This window comes from Priestia sp. SB1 (genome assembly GCF_038898415.1).
The window spans coordinates 98,967-119,556 of the sequence record NZ_JBBJSS010000004.1; the positions used below are offsets into that span (position 1 = coordinate 98,967).

24 protein-coding genes are annotated in these 20,590 nt (G+C 38.1%); 16 read left to right on the forward strand and 8 right to left on the reverse strand.

The window, feature by feature from the left end:
* From WKH56_RS15635 to WKH56_RS15670, 8 genes are all read left to right on the forward strand, one after another.
* Positions 1 to 645, forward strand: a complete 645-nt coding sequence (locus tag WKH56_RS15635) for an NTP transferase domain-containing protein (RefSeq protein ID WP_342836066.1) — start codon at positions 1 to 3, stop codon at positions 643 to 645.
* 18 nt (positions 646 to 663) lie between these two features.
* The gene (locus WKH56_RS15640; RefSeq protein ID WP_342836067.1) at positions 664 to 3,030 is read left to right on the forward strand and encodes a xanthine dehydrogenase family protein molybdopterin-binding subunit; all 2,367 of its coding nucleotides are present in this window, start codon (positions 664 to 666) and stop codon (positions 3,028 to 3,030) included.
* Complete coding sequence (locus WKH56_RS15645; RefSeq protein WP_342836068.1) at positions 3,017 to 3,850, forward strand: FAD binding domain-containing protein; 834 nt, start codon at positions 3,017 to 3,019, stop codon at positions 3,848 to 3,850. The genes WKH56_RS15640 and WKH56_RS15645 overlap by 14 nt, the downstream gene beginning before the upstream one ends.
* Before the next feature lies 1 nt (position 3,851).
* Positions 3,852 to 4,331, forward strand: coding sequence for a (2Fe-2S)-binding protein (locus WKH56_RS15650; protein ID WP_063247888.1), 480 nt, complete (start codon positions 3,852 to 3,854; stop codon positions 4,329 to 4,331).
* A 71-nt stretch (positions 4,332 to 4,402) separates the two neighbouring features.
* Positions 4,403 to 4,855, forward strand: coding sequence for a hypothetical protein (locus WKH56_RS15655; RefSeq protein ID WP_372451734.1), 453 nt, complete (start codon positions 4,403 to 4,405; stop codon positions 4,853 to 4,855).
* A 431-nt stretch (positions 4,856 to 5,286) separates the two neighbouring features.
* Positions 5,287 to 6,921 (forward strand): MrcB family domain-containing protein, encoded by a 1,635-nt coding sequence (locus WKH56_RS15660; protein WP_342836069.1) that lies wholly within the window; start codon positions 5,287 to 5,289, stop codon positions 6,919 to 6,921.
* Entirely contained in the window at positions 6,875 to 8,587 is a 1,713-nt protein-coding gene (locus tag WKH56_RS15665) for a DUF2357 domain-containing protein (protein ID WP_048019232.1), read from the forward strand. Before WKH56_RS15660 ends, WKH56_RS15665 begins: the two co-directional genes overlap by 47 nt.
* A 187-nt stretch (positions 8,588 to 8,774) precedes the next feature.
* Positions 8,775 to 9,173 carry a hypothetical protein gene (locus WKH56_RS15670; RefSeq protein WP_048019233.1) on the forward strand — a complete coding sequence of 133 codons (399 nt, stop codon included), beginning with the start codon at positions 8,775 to 8,777 and terminating at the stop codon, positions 9,171 to 9,173.
* A gap of 22 nt (positions 9,174 to 9,195) precedes the next feature.
* On the opposite strand, the gene ku is transcribed toward WKH56_RS15670, so the two are convergent.
* The 4 genes from ku to sspO form a co-directional block, all read right to left on the reverse strand.
* Positions 9,196 to 10,029 carry a non-homologous end joining protein Ku gene (gene ku, locus WKH56_RS15675; protein ID WP_048019234.1) on the reverse strand — a complete coding sequence of 278 codons (834 nt, stop codon included), beginning with the start codon at positions 10,027 to 10,029 and terminating at the stop codon, positions 9,196 to 9,198.
* Between the two features lie 150 nt (positions 10,030 to 10,179).
* The gene (locus WKH56_RS15680; protein WP_310883860.1) at positions 10,180 to 10,620 is read right to left on the reverse strand and encodes an Hsp20/alpha crystallin family protein; all 441 of its coding nucleotides are present in this window, start codon (positions 10,618 to 10,620) and stop codon (positions 10,180 to 10,182) included.
* Between the two features lie 152 nt (positions 10,621 to 10,772).
* A complete protein-coding gene (locus WKH56_RS15685; RefSeq protein WP_013057256.1) occupies positions 10,773 to 10,913 on the reverse strand; it encodes a small acid-soluble spore protein P in 141 nt (46 codons plus the stop codon).
* A gap of 212 nt (positions 10,914 to 11,125) precedes the next feature.
* A complete protein-coding gene (gene sspO / locus WKH56_RS15690; protein ID WP_013083371.1) occupies positions 11,126 to 11,275 on the reverse strand; it encodes a small acid-soluble spore protein O in 150 nt (49 codons plus the stop codon).
* 221 nt (positions 11,276 to 11,496) lie between these two features.
* On the opposite strand from sspO, the gene acnA reads away from it, so the two are divergent.
* The 4 genes from acnA to WKH56_RS15710 all read left to right on the forward strand — a co-directional run bounded on the left by acnA (position 11,497) and on the right by WKH56_RS15710 (position 15,556).
* Positions 11,497 to 14,217, forward strand: a complete 2,721-nt coding sequence (gene acnA, locus WKH56_RS15695; protein ID WP_063247892.1) for an aconitate hydratase AcnA — start codon at positions 11,497 to 11,499, stop codon at positions 14,215 to 14,217.
* A 195-nt stretch (positions 14,218 to 14,412) separates the two neighbouring features.
* Complete coding sequence (locus tag WKH56_RS15700; RefSeq protein ID WP_028413159.1) at positions 14,413 to 15,012, forward strand: TlpA disulfide reductase family protein; 600 nt, start codon at positions 14,413 to 14,415, stop codon at positions 15,010 to 15,012.
* 212 nt (positions 15,013 to 15,224) lie between these two features.
* The gene (locus WKH56_RS15705) at positions 15,225 to 15,368 is read left to right on the forward strand and encodes an FbpB family small basic protein (protein WP_014459884.1); all 144 of its coding nucleotides are present in this window, start codon (positions 15,225 to 15,227) and stop codon (positions 15,366 to 15,368) included.
* A gap of 44 nt (positions 15,369 to 15,412) precedes the next feature.
* A complete protein-coding gene (locus WKH56_RS15710; protein WP_014459885.1) occupies positions 15,413 to 15,556 on the forward strand; it encodes an acid-soluble spore protein N in 144 nt (47 codons plus the stop codon).
* Positions 15,557 to 15,584: 28 nt separating this feature from the next.
* Here the strand turns inward: WKH56_RS15710 and WKH56_RS15715 are convergent, their stop codons facing one another.
* Together WKH56_RS15715 and WKH56_RS15720 are read right to left on the reverse strand one after the other, a co-directional pair.
* On the reverse strand, positions 15,585 to 16,055 hold the full coding sequence (locus WKH56_RS15715) for a hypothetical protein (protein ID WP_310883859.1): 471 nt from the start codon (positions 16,053 to 16,055) through the stop codon (positions 15,585 to 15,587).
* 18 nt (positions 16,056 to 16,073) lie between these two features.
* On the reverse strand, positions 16,074 to 16,199 hold the full coding sequence (locus WKH56_RS15720; RefSeq protein ID WP_310883858.1) for a hypothetical protein: 126 nt from the start codon (positions 16,197 to 16,199) through the stop codon (positions 16,074 to 16,076).
* 172 nt (positions 16,200 to 16,371) lie between these two features.
* On the opposite strand from WKH56_RS15720, the gene tlp reads away from it, so the two are divergent.
* The 3 genes from tlp to WKH56_RS15735 all read left to right on the forward strand — a co-directional run bounded on the left by tlp (position 16,372) and on the right by WKH56_RS15735 (position 18,655).
* Entirely contained in the window at positions 16,372 to 16,614 is a 243-nt protein-coding gene (tlp, locus tag WKH56_RS15725; RefSeq protein ID WP_013057249.1) for a small acid-soluble spore protein Tlp, read from the forward strand.
* 124 nt (positions 16,615 to 16,738) lie between these two features.
* The gene (locus tag WKH56_RS15730; RefSeq protein ID WP_243494710.1) at positions 16,739 to 18,154 is read left to right on the forward strand and encodes a phospholipase D family protein; all 1,416 of its coding nucleotides are present in this window, start codon (positions 16,739 to 16,741) and stop codon (positions 18,152 to 18,154) included.
* Positions 18,155 to 18,232: 78 nt separating this feature from the next.
* On the forward strand, positions 18,233 to 18,655 hold the full coding sequence (locus WKH56_RS15735; RefSeq protein ID WP_048019239.1) for an acyl-CoA thioesterase: 423 nt from the start codon (positions 18,233 to 18,235) through the stop codon (positions 18,653 to 18,655).
* 40 nt (positions 18,656 to 18,695) lie between these two features.
* On the opposite strand, the gene WKH56_RS15740 is transcribed toward WKH56_RS15735, so the two are convergent.
* Positions 18,696 to 18,986, reverse strand: a complete 291-nt coding sequence (locus tag WKH56_RS15740; RefSeq protein ID WP_013057245.1) for a HesB/YadR/YfhF family protein — start codon at positions 18,984 to 18,986, stop codon at positions 18,696 to 18,698.
* A 379-nt stretch (positions 18,987 to 19,365) separates the two neighbouring features.
* Positions 19,366 to 19,959: a glycerol-3-phosphate 1-O-acyltransferase PlsY gene (plsY, locus tag WKH56_RS15745; protein ID WP_063247896.1), complete on the reverse strand. Its 594-nt coding sequence runs from the start codon at positions 19,957 to 19,959 to the stop codon at positions 19,366 to 19,368.
* Positions 19,960 to 20,164: 205 nt separating this feature from the next.
* Between plsY and WKH56_RS15750 the strand changes: the two genes are divergently transcribed.
* Entirely contained in the window at positions 20,165 to 20,578 is a 414-nt protein-coding gene (locus tag WKH56_RS15750) for a CoA-binding protein (protein ID WP_013057242.1), read from the forward strand.
* The last annotated feature ends 12 nt before the right edge of the window (positions 20,579 to 20,590 follow it).

Sequence of the window (20,590 nt, forward strand, 5' to 3'; positions counted from 1 at the left end):
ATGTCCGGGTTAAATATTGTTGCTGTTTATCTTGCCGCGGGAGCTAGTAAAAGGATGGGCAGCAATAAGCTGCTGCTGCCTTTAGGGAATGGATGTTTAGGGAGTAAAGCTTTACGAACAGCGGTTTGTTCAAAAGTAAATCATACGATAGTAGTCACAAAGAAAGGAGATTCTCTTGAGTGGATTGACCCTATTCTTTTTTCAGAAGCATATCAGCAGAAGTGGAGTCATACTTCTTGTAGTAGCGCCTTAAAAGGTCAGTCTGCGTCTTTAAAATGCGGATTAAAAAAAGCAAAAGAATTAAGCGCTGATGCTATTATTGTGCTGCTGGCAGATCAGCCTCTTATAAGTATCGTGCTGATAGATACATTTGTTTCTCTGTTTGAGAACCATTCCTCCGCTCCGTTTATTTCTTCTTTTTATCAAGGAATTGCCAGAGCACCGGTTTTATTTTCAAAACAAATGTTTTCAAGCTTGGATAAGCTGCAAGGAGATCAAGGAGCAAGAAAAATTATAAGGCAAAACGGACCTGGAAATGGAATGTTTTATGAATGTACCGACGCTTCCTTTTTTATGGATGTTGATACAAAACAAGCGTATGAACTCATTAAAAAGATATATAAAGAGAAATGTAGACGGGTTTGATTGATGGAGGTGAAAAGAGTGGATGTTATTGGGAAAAGCGTGATTCGAAAAGATGCGTTAGAAAAAGTAACGGGTACGGCTAGGTACACAAATGATTACAGTTTTAAAGGTTCCCTGCATGCCAAAATAGTGGTCAGCCCTTACGCTCATGCAAGGATTCAAGCAATAGACGTTCAAGCAGCGATTGCTACTCCCGGTGTTCACGCGGTTGTGACCGGTGAGCATTTGCCGTTAACCGGGGAAGGAGTTCGTGACCGGCGACCGCTTGCGTTTGAAAAAGTGCGGTATCACGGAGAAGCGGTAGTCCTTGTAGTAGCAGAAAATCCTGCACTCGCTGAGCGTGCGGCGAGTGCTGTTCATATTCAATATGAGCCGTTACCTGTCGTTCATTCTCCTAGCGCCGCTATTGAGCCGGATTCTCCTTTAGTGCATGAACATATGCACATCTACAAGCATGATGAAACGGTGTATCCAGAGCCCGGCACCAACGTAGCAAACAGAGTCAAAATACGAAAAGGCAATATGGAAGAAGGTTGGCAAAAAAGTGAGTTAATAGTTGAAGAAACGTTTTCTCTATCTCCTTCAGATCACGCGGCAATGGAAACAAGAAGTGCCGCTGCTGAAATTCTTCCGAATGGATTAGTTAAAATTATCACTTCTTCTCAAGCTCCTTTTATGGTGAAAAAATTAATCAGTGAGTACTTTGAAATTGAAGCGGGAAAAGTGATCGTTGAAACACCGCTAGTAGGAGGAGGCTACGGAGGAAAAGCAGCTGTCCAGCTGGAGTTGCTTGCCTATATAGCTTCAAAAGCTGTTGGTGGAAGACTGGTTAAAATATTAAATACAAGAGAAGAAGATATGCTCACTTCGCCTGCTCACATAGGTCTAGATGCCAAAATCAAGCTAGGTTGTTCTAAAGAGGGACTCTTGCAGGCTGCTGACATTCTTTATTTGTTTGACAGCGGTGCTTATGCAGATAAAGGAACGGACCTGAGTAAAGCTGCAGCAGCTGACTGTACGGGACCTTATCGTCTTGAACATATTGTTTGTGATTCATTATGTGTATATACAAATCACCCTTACGCTTCTCCTTTTCGAGGATTCAGCCACTCAGAACTATTGTTTGCGTTTGAGCGTACGATGGACATCCTTGCTAAAAAAGCAGGTATAGATCCTTTGGAGTTTAGAGAAAAAAATGCTATTTTGCCGGGCGATACTACGCCTACGCAAGTACGTTTAACGTCTAGCAGCGTCGGTAACTTACCGGAATGTATTCGTCGCTTGAAGCAGCTGATCAAATGGGAGGAAGGGCAAAGAACGGTTCATGAAAACGGCCTTATTACTGCCAAAGGGATTAGCTGCGTCTGGAAAACCTCCACTATTGAAACAAACGCAGGTTCCGGTGTTATTCTCACATTCAATCCGGATGGAAGCGTAAATTTAATGTCTGGCGTTATTGAATTAGGCACGGGGACGAAAACCGTGCTCGCGCAAATATTGGCTGAAAAATTGCAGATGCGCGTGGAACGTATTCATGTGCGAATGGAAGTAGATACTCAAACGACTCCTGAACATTGGAAAACGGTGGCTAGCAGAGGAACTTTTATGGCAGGAAGAGCGGTTTTAGAAGCCGCTGAAGATGTGATTAACCAATTAAAAAAGATAGCTTCTTGTATATTTCGAGCTTCTGAGGAAGATATCGAAATAAAAAATGAAAAAGTTTTTTTACGGGATGAGCCTGAGACTTCTTTGAAATTTAAAGAAATTGTGTATGGCTATAAATATCCGAACGGAAATGCAATTGGAGGGCAAATCATAGGGAGAGGAAACTATATTTTAAGAGGCATGACCTACTTGGATAAAGAAACGGGAGCTGGGCGTCCAGGGCCTGAATGGACGGTAGCAGCTGAAGGAGTTGAAGTGGAATATAACCCTAGAACGTATAGATATCGTATTGTAAAAGCAGTCTCTGTTATTGATATAGGAACCGTGCTAAACGAGAAAATGGCAAGAGGGCAAGTCATGGGTGCGATGAGTATGGGACTATCGTTTGCAGGCAGAGAAACATTTTGGTTTGATTCAAATGGCCGTATTTTAAATCCTCAGCTTCGGAAATATCGTCCTCTTCGCTACGGAGAGCATCCGGAGTACGTAGTGAATTTTGTTCATACGCCTCAATTAGATGCGGCGTACGGAGCTAGAGGAGTCGGAGAACACGGGCTGCTTGGTATGCCGGCTTCTTTAGGAAACAGCTTAACGGTGGCAGCAGAAACAGAATTAAATCAACTTCCTCTTATTCCAGAATTGATTTGGAGAATGAAAGAAGGGAATAAGAGGAAGTTGATTTGGAGAATGAAAGAAGGGAATGCAGATGATTTCGTTTGACTTTGAATACTATAAACCTGCTACCTTTTCAGAAGCAGTTGCCCTGTTTCAAGAGTTAGAGAATCAAGGCAAACAGCCGCGGTATTATGCTGGCGGCACTGAAATTCTGACATTAGGCAGATTGGGTTTGTTTGTTACCCATGCTGTTATTGATATAAAAAATATACCCGAGTTTCAAAAAGCAGAAGCCGATGAAGACTGGATGATTTTTGGTGCAGGAGTAACGTTAACTGAACTGGAAGAGAAAAATTTGTTTCCTTTATTAAGTAAGTCTGCTAGCGAAGTGGCTGATCACACGGCTCGAAATAAAATAACGCTAGGAGGAAATATTTGTGGGCATATTTTTTATCGAGAAGCGGTATTGCCGCTGCTTTTAACGGATAGTCAACTTGCGGTGGCAGGTCCTGCTGGAACAAATATCTATTCGATTCACGACCTTTTTAACCGGCGTTTGCAGCTGAAAAACGGAGAACTTCTTGTTCAGGTGTTTGTTGAAACGAAGTATGCTGCCCTGCCATATATGAGTATAAAAGAGCGCCAGCAGTGGGATACAGGATATCCGCTAGTGACAATAGCAGCGTTAAAAACAGAAGGAACCATTCGAGTAGCTTTCAGCGGAGTATGTTCGTTTCCTTTTCGCTCAGCAGAAATAGAAGAAGTGCTAAATCATAAAGAAACGCCATTAGAAGCTCGAATTCAAACTGCTCTTGAGTATATACCCGCTCAGATTTTGAATGATGGAGAAGGGTCGGATCGCTATCGCAAATTTGTGATTAAAAATTTATTGTTTGATATTTTCACAGAGTTGGGGGGAACGTAATGTGCTAAAAGATGAACGGTATAGAATAACAATTAAGCTAAAGGTTAATGGTGAAGAAAAAATGGTTGATATCCGAACAGCAGATACGTTGCTTTATGTATTAAGAGAAAAGCTGGGCCTTACCGGAGCAAAACCAGGCTGTTTAAACGGGGACTGCGGAGCTTGTACAGTAGGGATAAATCAGCGGCCAATGAAATCTTGCCTCATGTTAGCGGCAGAAACAGAAGAGAAAGAAATAATGACTATAGAAGGGCTGAAGAGTTCACCTATGCAAAAAGCTTTTATTGAACACTTTGCTTTTCAGTGCGGTTATTGCACATCGGGTTTTATCATGAATGCTCATTTGCTTTCCAAACACCATCCTTCAGGCAGTGACGATATTATAAAGGAGTGGCTTGCTTCCAATATATGCAGATGTACAGGATATAAAGAAATTGAAGACGCAGTAAAATCTGTTTTACACTTTTCGGAGCGGGAGTGAGACAGGAAAAAGAAAAAATAGAATAACATTTACACGTGTTTAGAATAGTATGTGCTAAGGGTGTGGAGAATGTGGAATGGAAAAGCGGCTTTGACAAAGAAAGGGAACTGATCTTTGCCATTCAACGAAATCTGGATGTAGTAACAGCTATATTATTATTAACTGGCCAAATAACAATTATAGGCGTATTTGTGACACCCGGAGCTTTTCGTATTTCAGTAGGGGGGCCTATTACAGGAACTAGCCGAATAGAAGGAAAAGGCGGAGATGCGGGAATTAATATCATTATTGATATGATTGATGTAATTCTTGCGGCGTTGCTGCTTAATAACCAGATTAATGTGTCGGGCGCCTTTATTTCTTCTGGAAGGTTTACCATTAATGTAAGTGGACCTATTTTTGGCGTTCCTAAAACAGAACCTGCATTAAGTGAACTAAATCAATCCTCTCAGTTTTTTCATCGTACCGTATCAAAACATTTTTATGTAAATCCTGACTTAGTTGAAAAATTTACAAAGGACTGATTAAGATGTCATTAACGGATATACCTACAGTAAGACCTTCAGAGACGAGTATTTTTCTTATGGCGCTGCCGCTGGTTATTTTTATTTTTTTCTTTACTCAGCCAAAAGCATCAGACATTAAATAATCATGTAGCATAATGGCGATTGTATCACTGCGTACAGAAGCTGCCTAATTTTCTGTTCGTATCATTACCTCTTCATTCATTAAGCCCCCTAACGCTTTTCTTTTCTGTCATGTTTCATTAAAATGAACATAAACATATATGTAGAGATAAGTAGAGAAAAGAATAATGTAGTGTTTTCTAACGTTATAAAATAGCTTACGATACGAAGAAAGCGTCTATAATAAAAGAAACGAAACTTTTGCGTGGTCAGCTGACGATGCTTTTTATTTTTACAAACTGCAGTGAAGGCAGAAAGGAGAGAATTCGATGAGTTTGCGCGATCGGCTGCTGTATGTAGCGGAACATTATAAACAAATGGGTGGAGACGTACTTGTAAAACATGAAATAGAAAATATGCTTACACGCCGGCTTCCGATTTCTCTTTATCGATTGGAGCATATAAATCGAGAAGAAATGCGTATATCGGGCCACCACGCTGAAACATTTCCTTACGTGACCCTTGCCAATAAGAATATAGAGAGTGATGTGATAGTAGCATATTTATTCAGTGAAGACGGTCAGCGTATTTACTTAGTCATGATGAGAGGAGACTCAGAAGAAGGAACTGATCTGAAAGACATTCGTTTTTTTACTCCTGAACATGCCCGCGTATTGAAAGATAATCATATTGTCATTGGTACAAGCATGGAAGCGAAAAGCTTTGAGGATAGAGTAGCTCTTTACCTTCCTTACAATATAGCAGACTTACCTAACAATGATCAGCTTCAAGATGATTTGCATTTACTGCTGAGTATACATGAACAGTATATAAAAACATACGGAATGAGCAAAGAGATGATGGGCGATAAAGACGCCATCGTCCACATTCATGAGTATATTAAGAAATCTGGATTTACATACGAACGACAAGATATAGCCAACGCCTACTTTGCTTTAAAGACCAAGCCGTTTATTGTTTTATCAGGAATGAGCGGGACGGGAAAAACAAAGCTTGCGCAGCTCTTGGCAGATAGTATCGGTGCTACGATTGAAAATGGAAGACAAGTGCTTATTCCAGTTCGGCCCGATTGGCACGATAGTTCAGATTTATTAGGGTATATTGATTTAAGAGGAGATTTTCGCAGAGGATCGTTTCTGTCGATTATGCAGCAAGCCATTCAGCATCCAGCTTATACATATGTTGCCATATTGGATGAAATGAACTTAGCTCGAGTTGAACATTATTTTAGCGATATTTTAAGCGTGATGGAAAGCAGAAGCTGGTCAAAAGGGAAAATCAAAACAGCTCCTTTATTTCCTGGACATAAGATGTTCCGAGATATTTATTTGCCGTCTAACCTTCTCATTATTGGTACGATTAATATGGATGAAACAACTCATGGGTTCAGTCAAAAGTTGTTAGATCGTACCAACACCATTGAGCTGAATAAGATTCAGCTAGATTCTTTTGATTTTTTAGATGATAGAGATCCACCTCGGCACAGTATTGAAAATGTACAAATTCAAAGTCAATACGTTCACTTAAAAGATGCGTATGTTGAACATGCTGAGCTCATTCACGAAGTAACAAATGAACTGATAACCATCAATGAGATGCTTATAGAAGTCGATTTACAAATAGGTTACCGCGTACGCGACGAAATATGCTTTTATTTAATTCACGCGGTGAAAAGCGGAATGTTTACATTTGATCAGGCGTTTGATTTTCAGGTTTTGCAAAAAGTTTTGCCTCGTATTTCAGGAAGCGATGGGTACACATTTGATTTATTAAAAAACCTTTACTATTACTGTACAAATACGCTGTTAGATGATGAATTTGAGACAGCTGTCGTAAATGCAGATGGGATGAGATTTCCTAAAAGCGCACGCAAAATAATGGAGATGATGAGACGTTTTGAAGTATACGGATACACGTCATTTTGGATTAATACCGTACGTTGAAATTGAAACTGACACGTGTACGGTGGTTATAAAAGGGAAAAATAAGAAAAAAATAAAATCTGCAGAAGAAATGATGTTTTTTTCTTGTACAGGAAAAGGAATTACACATGTAAAAGTATTAAATCAAACAAAAGGCATGATGACTTCAAAACCGCCGCTTGAGCCTTTATTTTTTGAAAATGAAACCTATCAAATTACAGTTGTTTCTAAAAATCAAACAAGACTGTTTGTTAACCACGATTCAAAAGGGGTTGAACAAAGCTTTCAAAGCGTAGGATTTCCCTACATTTTGACGGGAAATATAAGCTTTCAAAATGAGGTAGGGTATTCTACGTTTCATGTTTACAGCGAAAGAGAAAAAGAGCTCTCCTTTACTCTTGAAATTTTCCCTTCAAAGATGAGCTACAAGACAGACTATGTACACATGGTCGATGAAGTGAACGAATACATTCATGATTTGGCATACGATATGCTTCGTAAAACATATATTCAAGCCAAATCTGTTTGGTCTAAGCAAGCAACATGGACAGAATTTTATCATGTTCTCTCTCACTATATGAAACCCTTTCTTCATTCTGTGCGTCAGATTGAAAATCAGCCGTTTCAATCGGTAAAAGTTGAACATGAGCTCATGAGAGGAGATCAAATAAAAAAACAAGATAGCCGTGCTATATCTTTTGTCCGAACCCACCCTACCTATCTTGCACCTTCAAGCAGGGGGATTAAAATTAATCGAAATATAAAAGTAGTACCCACAAAAGCGATTGGCACCAGGCATGTGTCTACCTATGATAATCTGGAAAATCAAAGTGTAAAATGGATGATGACGCAGCTGTATCACAAGCTAACTACACTAATTGACAAATTGATAGAAGATAGATATGTAAAAAAAGAAGCCGTATCGGCTCTAGAAACTAATCATACCGAATTAAAAAGGCTGCTAAACAATGTGTTCTGGCAAAGAGTGAAGACCATACAAGTTTCAACGCTTTCTTCTACACTGCGTACGGCACCCCGCTACCGGGAAGCAAGCAGATACTTTATGTTCTTAACGCGAGGGTTGGCTCTTAACGGAGAGTTTTACCACCTTTCATTAAAAGATATCGCAACTCTCTATGAATACTGGACGTATGTTAGTCTTTTAAAGAAGTTGCAAATTTACGGCAAACGGATAGAACAAAACATCATGACAACGACAGAACAAGGGTTGAACGTCAGGATGCAGCCGTCTTATCATCGTTTTCAAGTGGGGAAAGCAGAAGTCACGCTATGGTATCAGAAAGCATACCATCATACTCATACTGTTATTCAAAAGCCTGACTTACTGCTTGAAGTAAAGCAAGGGGAGAAAAAAAGTGTATACCTTTTTGACGCTAAGTATCGTATCAAACCAAATCACGATACGCCTTCACCTAGAGAAGAAGATATTAATACCATGCATCGTTACCGAGACGCTATTGTAGAGGGAAATGGAATAAAACCGGTACAAACAGCGGTTGTGCTGTTTCCAGGGAAAGCAGAAGGCTATAAGCAGCATCATTTTTATAAAAGTATTGAACGCGTTGGAGTGGGTGCGCTGCCTTTTTTGCCGGGAGAGGAAGGGCTAGTAGAAGAATTTATTAAAACTATTTGTACGGAAGAACCAAATCTTTTCAGCGCTGATTAGGTAAATAGGTAGAACGTGAACAAGCCTTTTTTTTATGCGTTGACATAGTGTTAAGTTTTTTATGTTTTGATGACATTTCGAGATTTTAGTTGTATTTTCCTGTTGAATTTTCTAGAATAGTAGAGAATAAAACCGTATCGAAAAGAAGTCGTATCATGTGCAGAGAACGTATCAGGAGGACAACGAAGTGAAAAAGATTCTACTATTCACGTTAGTAGCGCTATTGGCAACTTTTTTTATTGACAGGGTATACAGCGAACGCAACCAAGCGCAACTTCAGCAAACCGTAATTAATGAAATTAAAAAAACAAATCAAAGTAAAGAAGAAGCTTCCATCCTTGATTTTAATGAATTATGTGATTTTAGATGGGATAAAGTATATGTTTTTGGACCGGAAACGACCCGCAGTGAGGTAAATGAAAAGCTGGGCTTCAATTGGTCTGAAGCAAAAGCAAAAGGTATTGGAAAAGATAAAAAAGATAACTTTATTGTTTTTGTGGAAAATGATCAAGTAACGCAATATTTAAAAATACCGGCGTCATATGGAGCAATTATTCCTAAGACTTCTGTTGCAAATGAAAGCTAACGAACTTCTTCGTTAGCTTTTTTTATGCTTTCTTTTTTAAAGATGACGTTTTTTTCTCTGCTGTTGATTTTGTCGGCTGTAAAGTAGAAGGATCTATGCTCACTTTTAACATTTCCATCAAATGTCGAATGTCTCTTTCTTCACTTTCGCTGCTTTTTGTAACTTCGCCTTGATTTATTTTTTGTTGAATGACGTTTTGTAAGGCGTCTCGGTAGTTGTTTTTGTAAATAGACGGATTAAAAGAAGTAGATAGCTTATCAATTAATTCCACCGTCACTTGGGTATCACTTTCATTAATAGAAGAAGTACTAGATAAGTTAGGCACATCTGTAACTGAACGAAGTTCTTCTTCAAAATGCATCGTGTGAAGAACGAGAGAGCCGCCCACGGAACGAATAATGGCGATTTGCTGTTTGGAATATAAAAATACATTGGCAATACCGACTTTATTCGTTATTTCAAGCGCATTTAACAACGTATAATAAGCTTTTAGGCTCGTTTCTCCAGGAGAGATATAGTAGGGCTTATCAAAAAACAGGGGATCAATGTCATTTAATGAAACAAAGTGTAACAATTCAACAGCTTTGTTTGCTGCGAAGGGTCCTTTGACACTGTCAATTTCCTGTTGTGAAAGTACAACAAACTGACCGGTCGCTGTTTCGTATCCTTTAACCAGTTCATCGGATTCTACTTCTCGTCCACACGTTTGGCAATGTTTTTCTTGATGAATAGGTGTATGGCAAACGGAGTGTAGCGTGCGCAGCTTTACATCTTTTTCCTCAATTGCTCCGTGGAGTTTAATAGGGATATCAATTAATCCAAAGCTGATTTTACCTTTCCAAGCAGTATGAAGCATAAACGTTCTCCTTTTACTCTTTTTTAGTAGTGTGCCGTAAAACCAATTAGATATCCTAGGGTTTTGAAAAGGAAAACTTTCTAAAAAAACTATGTGCTAAATAAACAATTAAATAGTTCCAATAAAGCTGCAGAGACAACATCTGCAGCTTTATTGGAACTCAATAGGGACTATTTGCTGATTAGATTCATTTGTCTCATGTTTAGAAATCGTAATTTCGAGGATTTCGTTACTAAATGTAGCGGTAATTTTTTTATTCAACAATAAAAATGGAAAGTCAATTGTACGTTCAACGCTTTCTTCCATTTGTTCTCTTGCAAGCGTTCCTTGCTTTTCATCATGAAATTCTCTAATACAGTATTTTTTGGCTGTCAGCTGTAAATGGTCAGGTTGTATCTGAACGATAATATCCTTAGGGTGATATCCTAATAATTCAGCTTCGACAATAAATGATTGTTCCGTTTCAAATAAATCTATACGAACGGAATCATAATCTAAAAAACTCATAAAGGGATTTGAAAGCATGATTTCTAACAACTCTTGAAAGCCTTTTACAAACATTTGGTCTGCTGGCAGACGCTTGTTTTTCATTTCTGCGTTCCTCCATTATTTAAACTGTTTCACTTTACTATCATATGCGCGTTTATGTACTTAGTGAACTCCTGCGCAAAGAATAAGCTTGAAGTCCTAGCTGTCTTTTCCACGCATAAAAAAGCAAGCTCTGTAGAGAGCTTGCCGCTGTTTTACATATCATGTCCGCTATTGTGTTTTTGGCGAGAATGCTTACGGTTCTTTACTTTATGAGATCCGCTTAGCGGTTCGGGCTGTCCAGAATTGCTTTTTGGCGCATTTCTTCTGATGTCTTTGCTGCTGTTTTTGTTCATAGTTAAACCCTCCCTTTCATTTATTAGGGTGGGATAGTGACAGGGGATTTATCCGATGAAAAATTCCCCTTTCTAAAAATAGGTTTAGCAAAAACAGGAAATGGGAACAGAAAAAAAGCGCCATATATAATGACGCCTTCTCGTTAGATTTCATGGAGTTAAACGATTTTGCTTTTCTAACTAGTGATTAGTATATCCAATAAGAGAGTGTTTTATTGATTTTTTTTGCGTTTTTTATTATTTTGTTTCTGTTGTTCGGTTAATGGTTCATTTGAAAATTCTTCATTATAACCCGCTCCTTTTCCTTGAGCGCTAGCCGCGTTAGCTCCAGGAATGACGTGGTTTGACTTGCGTTTAGCCATGTTGAATCACCTCCGTTTCTAGCATGCGTAAAAATCAATGAAATATGAATTATTAGAAAAATAAAAGGAAGATGGAAAAAGGTTATAAGTGAAACTTATGTTAATTAATAACATTCTTTTTATTTACTTATGTATAATATTATATTAAGATAGATGGTGAAGGGAATAGAGGATGGGGTAAGAAAATCCTTTATACATAGAATTTTAAGGGGGTAAAAGCAATGACTAAAAAAGACGTTTTTAACGCTCGTTCGTCATTCGATCTTAATGGCAGCACATATAATTATTACCGCTTACAAGCTTTAGAGGAAGCAGGTTTAGGTAACGTATCTAAGCTGCCGTATTCAATTAAAGTATTATTAGAATCTGTTCTTCGTCAGGTAGATGGCCGTGTTATTACAAAAGAACACGTCGAAAACCTTGCAAAATGGGGAACAAAAGATATCAAAGATATCGATGTTCCTTTCAAACCATCTCGTGTTATTCTTCAAGATTTCACTGGAGTTCCAGCGGTTGTAGACTTAGCGTCACTTCGTAAAGCAATGGCTGATTTAGGAGGAGATCCTGACAAAATCAATCCAGAAATTCCAGTAGACCTCGTTGTCGACCACTCCGTACAAGTTGATAAAGCAGGTACAGCTGATTCATTACGAATTAATATGGACCTTGAGTTTCAACGTAATACAGAGCGCTATAATTTCTTAAGCTGGGCTCAAAAATCATTTAATAACTATCGTGCAGTTCCGCCAGCTACTGGTATCGTGCATCAAGTAAATTTAGAATATTTAGCAAACGTTGTTCATGCTGTTGAAGAAGACGGTGAATTCGTAGCTTTCCCTGATTCTCTAGTAGGTACTGACTCTCATACAACGATGATTAATGGTATCGGTGTTTTAGGATGGGGTGTTGGCGGTATTGAAGCGGAAGCAGGCATGCTTGGTCAACCTTCTTATTTCCCAGTTCCTGAAGTAATCGGTGTTAAACTTGTTGGTGAATTACCAAACGGTACTACAGCTACAGACTTAGCGTTAAAAGTTACGCAAGTGCTTCGTCAAAAAGGAGTAGTCGGAAAATTCGTTGAATTCTTCGGTCCTGGCGTAGCAGAACTTCCATTAGCTGACCGTGCAACAATTGCTAATATGGCTCCTGAATACGGTGCAACATGTGGATTCTTCCCAGTTGACGCAGAGGCATTAGCATACATGCGTTTAACAGGAAGAGATGAAAAAGACATTCAGGTTGTCGAACAATATACAAAAGCAAACGGTTTATTCTTTACACCAGAAAATGAAGATCCAGTTTTCACTGATGTTGTGGAGATTAATCTTGCTGAGATTGAAGCAAATCTTTCAGGTCCAAAGCGTCCGCAAGATTTAATTCCACTTTCTCAAATGCAAACAGAATTCAAGAAAGCTTTAACAGCTCCTGTTAGCAATCAAAGCTTCGGACTTGATGCTAAAGACGCGGATAAAGAAATTATGTTTAAGCTTGCAGACGGTTCAGAAACAACAATGAAAACAGGTGCCATTGCCATTGCCGCTATCACAAGCTGTACGAACACATCAAATCCTTACGTATTAGTAGCAGCCGGTTTAGTTGCGAAAAAAGCGGTAGAAAAAGGATTGAATGTTCCAGCTTACGTGAAAACTTCTTTAGCACCAGGTTCAAAAGTAGTAACGGCTTACCTTCAAAATTCAGGGCTGCTTCCATACTTAGATAAAATTGGCTTTAACATCGTAGGTTATGGCTGTACGACTTGTATCGGTAACTCTGGTCCATTAGAAGCTGAAATTGAAGCAGCGATTGCAGACAGCGACTTGCTTGTAACGTCTGTTCTTTCAGGAAACCGTAACTTTGAAGGACGTATTCATCCATTAGTAAAAGGTAACTACCTTGCTTCTCCGCCGCTTGTTGTAGCATATGCACTGGCTGGAACGGTAGATGTAGATTTACAAAAAGATCCAATCGGCATTGATACAGACGGCAATGAAGTATTCTTTAGCGACATCTGGCCTTCTCAAGATGAAATTAAAGAAGTGGTTAGCCGTACCGTAACGCCTGAACTATTCCGCAACGAGTATGAGCGTGTATTCGATGACAATGAGCGCTGGAATGAAATTAAAACGAGCGAAGATGCTCTTTATACGTGGGAGAATGATTCAACATACATTCAAAACCCACCGTTCTTTGAAGGCTTATCAGAAGAGCCAGGTGAAGTAGAACCGTTAAATAAGCTTCGCGTAGTAGCGAAATTTGGTGACTCAGTGACAACGGATCATATTTCACCAGCGGGTTCAATTGCTAAAACATCACCTGCAGGTCTTTACCTTCAAGAAAACGGTGTAGCACCAAAAGACTTTAACTCATACGGTTCTCGTCGTGGTAACCATGAAGTGATGATGCGCGGTACGTTTGCAAACATCCGCATTAAAAACCAAGTAGCTCCTGGTACAGAAGGCGGCTGGACAACGTACTGGCCAACAAATGACGTAATGAGCATTTATGATGCTTGTATGAAATACAAAGAGCAAGGTACAGGTCTTGTTGTACTTGCAGGTAAAGATTACGGCATGGGAAGTTCTCGTGACTGGGCAGCAAAAGGCACAAATCTTTTAGGTATTAAAACAGTAATCGCTGAAAGCTTTGAGCGTATTCACCGTTCAAACCTAGTATTAATGGGTGTTTTACCTCTTCAATTTAAAGATGGTGAAAGCGCGGATACATTAGGTTTAACTGGAAAAGAAACAATTGCAGTAGCAGTTGATGAAACAGTAAAACCACGTGATCTTGTAAAAGTAACAGCAACTGATGAAGCTGGAAACAAAAAAGAATTTGAAGTACTGGTTCGTTTCGATAGTGAAGTTGAAATTGATTACTATCGTCACGGTGGTATCCTTCAAATGGTGCTTCGTGATAAATTACAGTCTAAAACACATGCGTAAGGTATAAAGAAAAAGAGCGGTTCTCGTGAGCCGCTCTTTTTTTATGCAAACGCACCGTTTTCGACAAAAAGTGAGAGGGAAATATGCTATATTATAAAAGAAAATGCCCGATAAAAGGATTATTTTAGTAGATATTGCACATATCTATTAGTACATAGATTATCACTTTTTAGAAGAAATAAAGGAGCCGATCATATGGTTAAAAAAATAATTGCGGTCTTGCTTCTAGTAGGCTTTCTTAGCTACGCACTTTGGGAAGGGCTTTCTCCAAATGAAGCATCCGATAATTCTAACTTAAGCGAATACAAGGATTTAAATATTAAAAAAGGCGATAGTGCTCGTCAGGCTTCTGGTCAAGCTTATGGGTTAGAACCAAAAGATACAGCACCTCCGTTTACACTTTCAGATACGAACGGAAAAACTGTTCAATTATCGGACTTTAAAGGAAAAAAAGTTATTTTAAACTTTTGGGCCACATGGTGTCCGCCGTGTCAAAAAGAAATGCCCGATATGCAAGCATTTTATAAGAAATATGGAAACGACGTACAGCTGCTTGCGGTTAATTTAACTTCATCAGAAGGTAGTAAACAGGCAGTATCTAAGTTTCTGAAAGAAAAACAGTTTACGTTTCATGTATTATTGGACGACCAAGATACTGTGGGAAGTAAAAAATACCGGGTGTCCACCATTCCGACATCTTACTTTATAGATGAAGAAGGGAAAATTGTTCAGCGAGTGAATGGTCCAATGACGCTTAAACAAATGGAAAACTTTGCCCAACAAGCAGCGAATTAACTTCGCTGCTTGTTTTATTAAAAATGAAACTTATTTACTTTACCATCGTATATATAGATAAGTCAGTAAATATGTCAAACTTTCTTACAACTTTTCAAAAAGTATGTTTACTTATCTGACAAATTGGTTACAATATAGATAGTTATATGATATCAGTTTCTTTTGATTTTTCAGATTTTTCATAAAAATTACATAAAGTAGGTGTTGGAATCATGAGAAAATTACGCAAACGTTCATTTGAAGAGTTAGTGCAAGAAAATAAAACGCAGCTGTTAAAAGATCAGTCAGAAATTGAACGCATTGAATTGGAAATTGAAAAGCGGTTAGAAGATCGTATGCTTGAAAGAGCTGAATAACTTTAAAGTAAGTTGGTTAGAGTAACGGTGAGGAGGGGATAAGCATGGGAAATCCTAAAAAACAAAGCAAAAGTTTTGTTCCGAATCACATCGGCACTCAACCGAGAGAAGCTGGTGGAAATAACGGAAAACAAATGCAAGATACATCCGGCAAGCATCCTCAAGTTATTCAAACCAAAGGTGAATGAATAAAAAGTCGCTGAATTCAGCGACTTTTTATTCTTTGAATTCTACTGTGAATAAATAAACGTAAGGGTTGCTCGAAATAAGCTCTTTAACAACTTCTCCGTCATCGGTTGAAAGCGGAGCAACTCGTATGCCACTGCCATCGTCACCAAATAAAGCAGCAACTGGATATGGTTTATTCATTTTCACTTTTTGTTTTTTCTCTAATCCAGTAAAGGAATAGCCGTTCATTTTCTTTGGCTTTTCCGCTTCTATCCCTAGGTTTGTATCGTTGCTTCCCACATTAAACATTACTTTGTGAGTATCATCATCGATTTTATATGTAATAGCAAACATGTCAAATTCTTTTGAAACAGTCAACCCTCCTGAGAATAAAGGTTGTTTGGCTTTTCCCTTTTCATAATAAGTAGCTTTTACATAAGCTTCTTTTGCTCCATTAGGAGCTTTAACATCGTATGCCATGATATTGCTTTTGTAGTCTAAGTTTGTCACGGCTAACATTTTTTCTTCATGTTTTGACTAATGGTGAGGCTTGATAGAGGCACTTATTGTCAATTTTGATGCCAATGAAGTTTGCGACATAAAAAATACGGCAAGCACTGCAATAAAGATGGCGCTTAGTAATGCTATCAATCGTTTGGTCATAGCGATTCCCCCTTTGTATGTATATATTACCATATTATGTATGTTTTATATATATATTTTAACTTAATTATAATTATATTATGTAAACTAAAATCATTTTTTTCCACTTATAGAGATGAACAAATCCGGCATACTACAATTGTAACAAAGTTATTTTGAGGAGGAAGATACAATGGCATGGAATAAACCGAATCCAGACGATCGTAGTGATAACGTTGAAAAATTACAAACAATGGTACAAAATACAATGAAAAACATTGAAGAAGCAGAAGAAGCTGCTGCATGCAGCACTGAAGAAGAACGTCAGCGCATTCAGCAAAAAAATCACAATCGCGAAGTAAGCATTGAAGCAATGCGCAGCGAAATAAAAGATGAATCAGAAGCTCGTCAAAATGGTTACGAAGGTACGATTTAATAAGTAAAACAGCGACAATAAGCAGCTAAAAATAAACGGTTTTAGCTGCTTTCTTTCTATATTTTTTTAGTAAGGTGAATAATAATATAAACTAGCGAAGAGGTTTATGTAGGTGAAAAAGCACGTGAAAAAGAAAATAGTAAGGATTTTGGTCAGTTTACTTGTCGTTTTGATTATTGTGGGCTCTTATCAAACGCATAAGCCCTTGCCTAAAGGAGTTTCATACGAAAGTAAGCCTCACAAAGTAGAAGATGTATTTCTTTTATCGGACCTAACGTATCAAGACCAGCAGACGTCGGTTTCCGAACAACATATTTTTCAAGCAGTTACGAATGCGATTGATGACGCAAAAGCTTTTATTATTATGGATATGTTTCTATTTAATGGCTACTATAACCAAGGTGAAACGTTTCCTCACCTTAGTGATACGCTTGCAAGTAAGCTGATTGAGAAGAAACGAAAACATCCCAATGTCGAAATAGTCTTTATTACGGATGAAATAAACACAACCTACGGCTCACATGATTCAAAGTGGTTAGATTCACTGCGGCTAAACGGAATCAAAGTGGTGCAAACCAATTTATCTAAGCTCAGAGACTCCATTCCACTATATTCTTCAGTGTGGAGAACTTTTGTTCAGTGGTTTGGTGAAAAAGGAACTGGATGGATCACGAATCCTTTCGGAAATAATGCGCCTAACGTGACGGCCCGTGCTTATTTTAAGTTGTTAAATGTAAAAGCTAATCACAGAAAAGTAGTAGCAACCGATCAAAGCGTTATTATCTCCTCTGCCAATCCTCATGATGCAAGCTTTTATAATTCCAACATGGCCTTTGAAGTAAAAGGGAATATCATTGGAGATGTCGTAAAAAGCGAACAAGCCGTGTCTGATTTTTCTTACGGAGGAGATTTACCTCTATATAAAAAGAAAGAAAAAGAAAAGGGAGACCTCTATGTTCAGCTGTTAACAGAAGGCAAAATCTATAAGCACGTATTACAAGATTTACGTCATGCTAAAAAAGGCGATGATGTGTGGCTTGGCATGTTTTATCTTGGAGATCGAGACGTAATAAAGGCGCTTTTGAAAGCTTCCGAACAAGGGGCAAACGTACGATTAATTTTAGACCCTAATGAAAATGCGTTCGGAAGAAAAAAGTTCGGACTGCCTAACCGTCCAGTCGCAGCAGAACTTGTGAAAAAATCTAAAGGCGATATTAAAGTTCGCTGGTATCATACGGGAAAAGAGCAGTATCATCCTAAAACTTTATTTATTCGAAACAAAAGAAAGGCAATGATTATTGCAGGAGCAGCAAATTTCACAAAACGAAATTTGGATGATTTGAACTTAGAAACGGATATTAAAGTATCAGGACCTTCTAACGAAAAGGTTATGACCGAACTAAACGCTTATTTTGAGCGTCTATGGACAAATAAAGGTCACACATATACGCTTCCCTATAAAAAGTATGAAAATAAGATGACGGGGCTGGAAACACTGATATACCGAATTCAAGAAGCGCTTAGTCTTACAACCTACTGAGTCAGGACCAAACTAGTAGGAGTATATTCTCCTTATATGGTAAGATAAAACAGGAACAGTGCAAGAGGAGGTAGAATCATGCTAGTATCGAAGAAAGAAATCGAAGTGCGCTATGCAGAAACCGATCAGATGGGCGTTGTGTATCATGCTAACTATTTAGTATGGATGGAAATAGGCCGAACACAGTTTATCAGTGATTTAGGTTTTAGCTATGCACAAATGGAAAGAGACGGTGTGCTGTCGCCAGTTATTGATATACAGGCATCATATAAAAAGCCGCTTCATTATGGCGAGACAGCTGTGGTACATACTTGGGTTGAGAACTATGACGGTCTACGCGTTGTGTATGGATACGAAATTTTTAATTCAGATGAAGAACTTGCGTTAACAGGAACATCGTCACACGTATGTGTAAAAAAAGAAAACTTTAAGCCTATTTCGATTCGCCGTAATTATCCAGAATGGCATAAAGCCTATGAAGACGCCAAAAAGCAGGGTTAAGCGTAAGAATAAAAAGCATCGATAAATCGATGCTTTTTTCTTACGCTTCGTAATGAAAGTCAGGTTCTTTTGTTTCTTCATTATAATTTACGGTCAAATCATGACCATCAAAGTACCAAAGGTCTTCATCTTCTACGAAAAATGTTAAACCGTCAACTTTTGTTTCAACGCCAACGTTTTTAGGAGAATCTGTGTTTACACCTAAAGAAAAACCTTTTTGAACGTTGCTGCATCCGCCGTAGCGAACAAAAAAGCGAATTGTTTCGTTTCCTTCTAGCATCATTTCGTCTTTGTACCACGTAGCTGCTGCTTCTGTTACTGTTAATTTCATTAATTATGCTCCTTCCAATACTGCGGATACATTTATTATAGTAGAAAGATAGATAAATTACCAATATATACGAATCCAGCTAGGAAGGAATAAGATAAAATAAAATAAAACGATTTAATATAGAGGCGAATGCTTCATTTCTATATTAAATCGTTTCATTCTTTCATTTAAAATCATATTGTTTTCCAATGGTTTCCCAGCAGTGAACGCAGTAGCGGCTTCCTTCTAGCTGTGAATCCATTTTCTTATTACGTTTGCAAATAGGGCATTTTTTCTTCACAGTATTCACCTCCTTATTTTAGTATCAGTATAACTAATAAACAAGAAATGTATTCGCTTACAAAGTGGTTATAAAAAAAGAAATAAGAGGAAGAGCCTCTTATTTCTTTTTACCTGAAAAAAATGTGACTTTCGGTTCTGTTTTGTTAAGAATTCGCGTAATGTTTGCGCGGTGTCTGTAAATGACAAAGGCTACAATTACACCAATAATCATAATAAGCATGTAGTCTTGTTTAAATAGCGTGTAGATAAAGGTTAATACCCCAGTAACCATTGATGACAGTGATACATACTTCGTTATGTATAAGCAGATAAAAAAACATAATAGCACGAAAACAAATAAAAGAGGTTCATAACATAAAATCACTCCGGCGGATGTGGCAACAGCTTTCCCGCCTTTAAATTTTGCGAAAATAGGAAAAATATGACCAATGACAGCAAATAAACCAATGAAGAGAATGTTCTGATTTGTATCAAATAAAAGCGGTAAAGAAGCTGCTAAGGTGCCTTTTAGAATGTCTCCAAGCGTAACGATAATTCCGGCTTTTACACCCAATGTACGAAACGAGTTGGTGCCGCCTAAATTGCCGCTTCCATGCTCTCGTATATCGATGCCGTATCCTAGTTTTCCAACAACTAGTCCAAAAGGAATAGAGCCCAAGATATAGGCAAGAATAGGTAATAAATAATTCATGTTTGAAAGCTCCTTTATTTCTATATCGTTTCTATTTTACCATGAGATACTTAAAAAAACATAGTTAGTTTTGGGTGAGAGACAATTATTTTAAAAAAAGAAGGCGTTTACAAAAGTAGAGAAAACGGGTACTATATGCAGGAAATCAACTGTAAATCGCGAATGTTGTTCAGTACATATTATATAGCTAAGAGAGGTAATAGACATGTCCATTAAAATTCCTTCCCGTCAAGAGCTTGGTAAAATATTAAAAAAAAGCAAGCGCATTGCTGTAGTAGGTTTATCAGATAATCCTCATCGAACGTCTTATATGGTTTCAGAAGCCATGCAGCAGCAAGGTTACGAGATAATTCCGGTGAACCCAACAATCAATTCAGCGCTCGGCGTAAAAGCCGTATCTTCATTAAAAGAAATTGAAGGGCATATTGATATCGTTAATGTATTTCGTCGCTCTGAGCATTTGCTTGAAGTTGCAGAAGAGTTTTTAGAAGTAGATGCAGACGTATTTTGGGCACAATCTGGTTTAATTAATGAAGAAGCATATGACCTGCTCGCTAAAAAAGGGTATACTGTAGTTATGGATCGTTGTATAAAAGTCGAGCATGCTTTAACAAAGTAAGATCTATAAGCA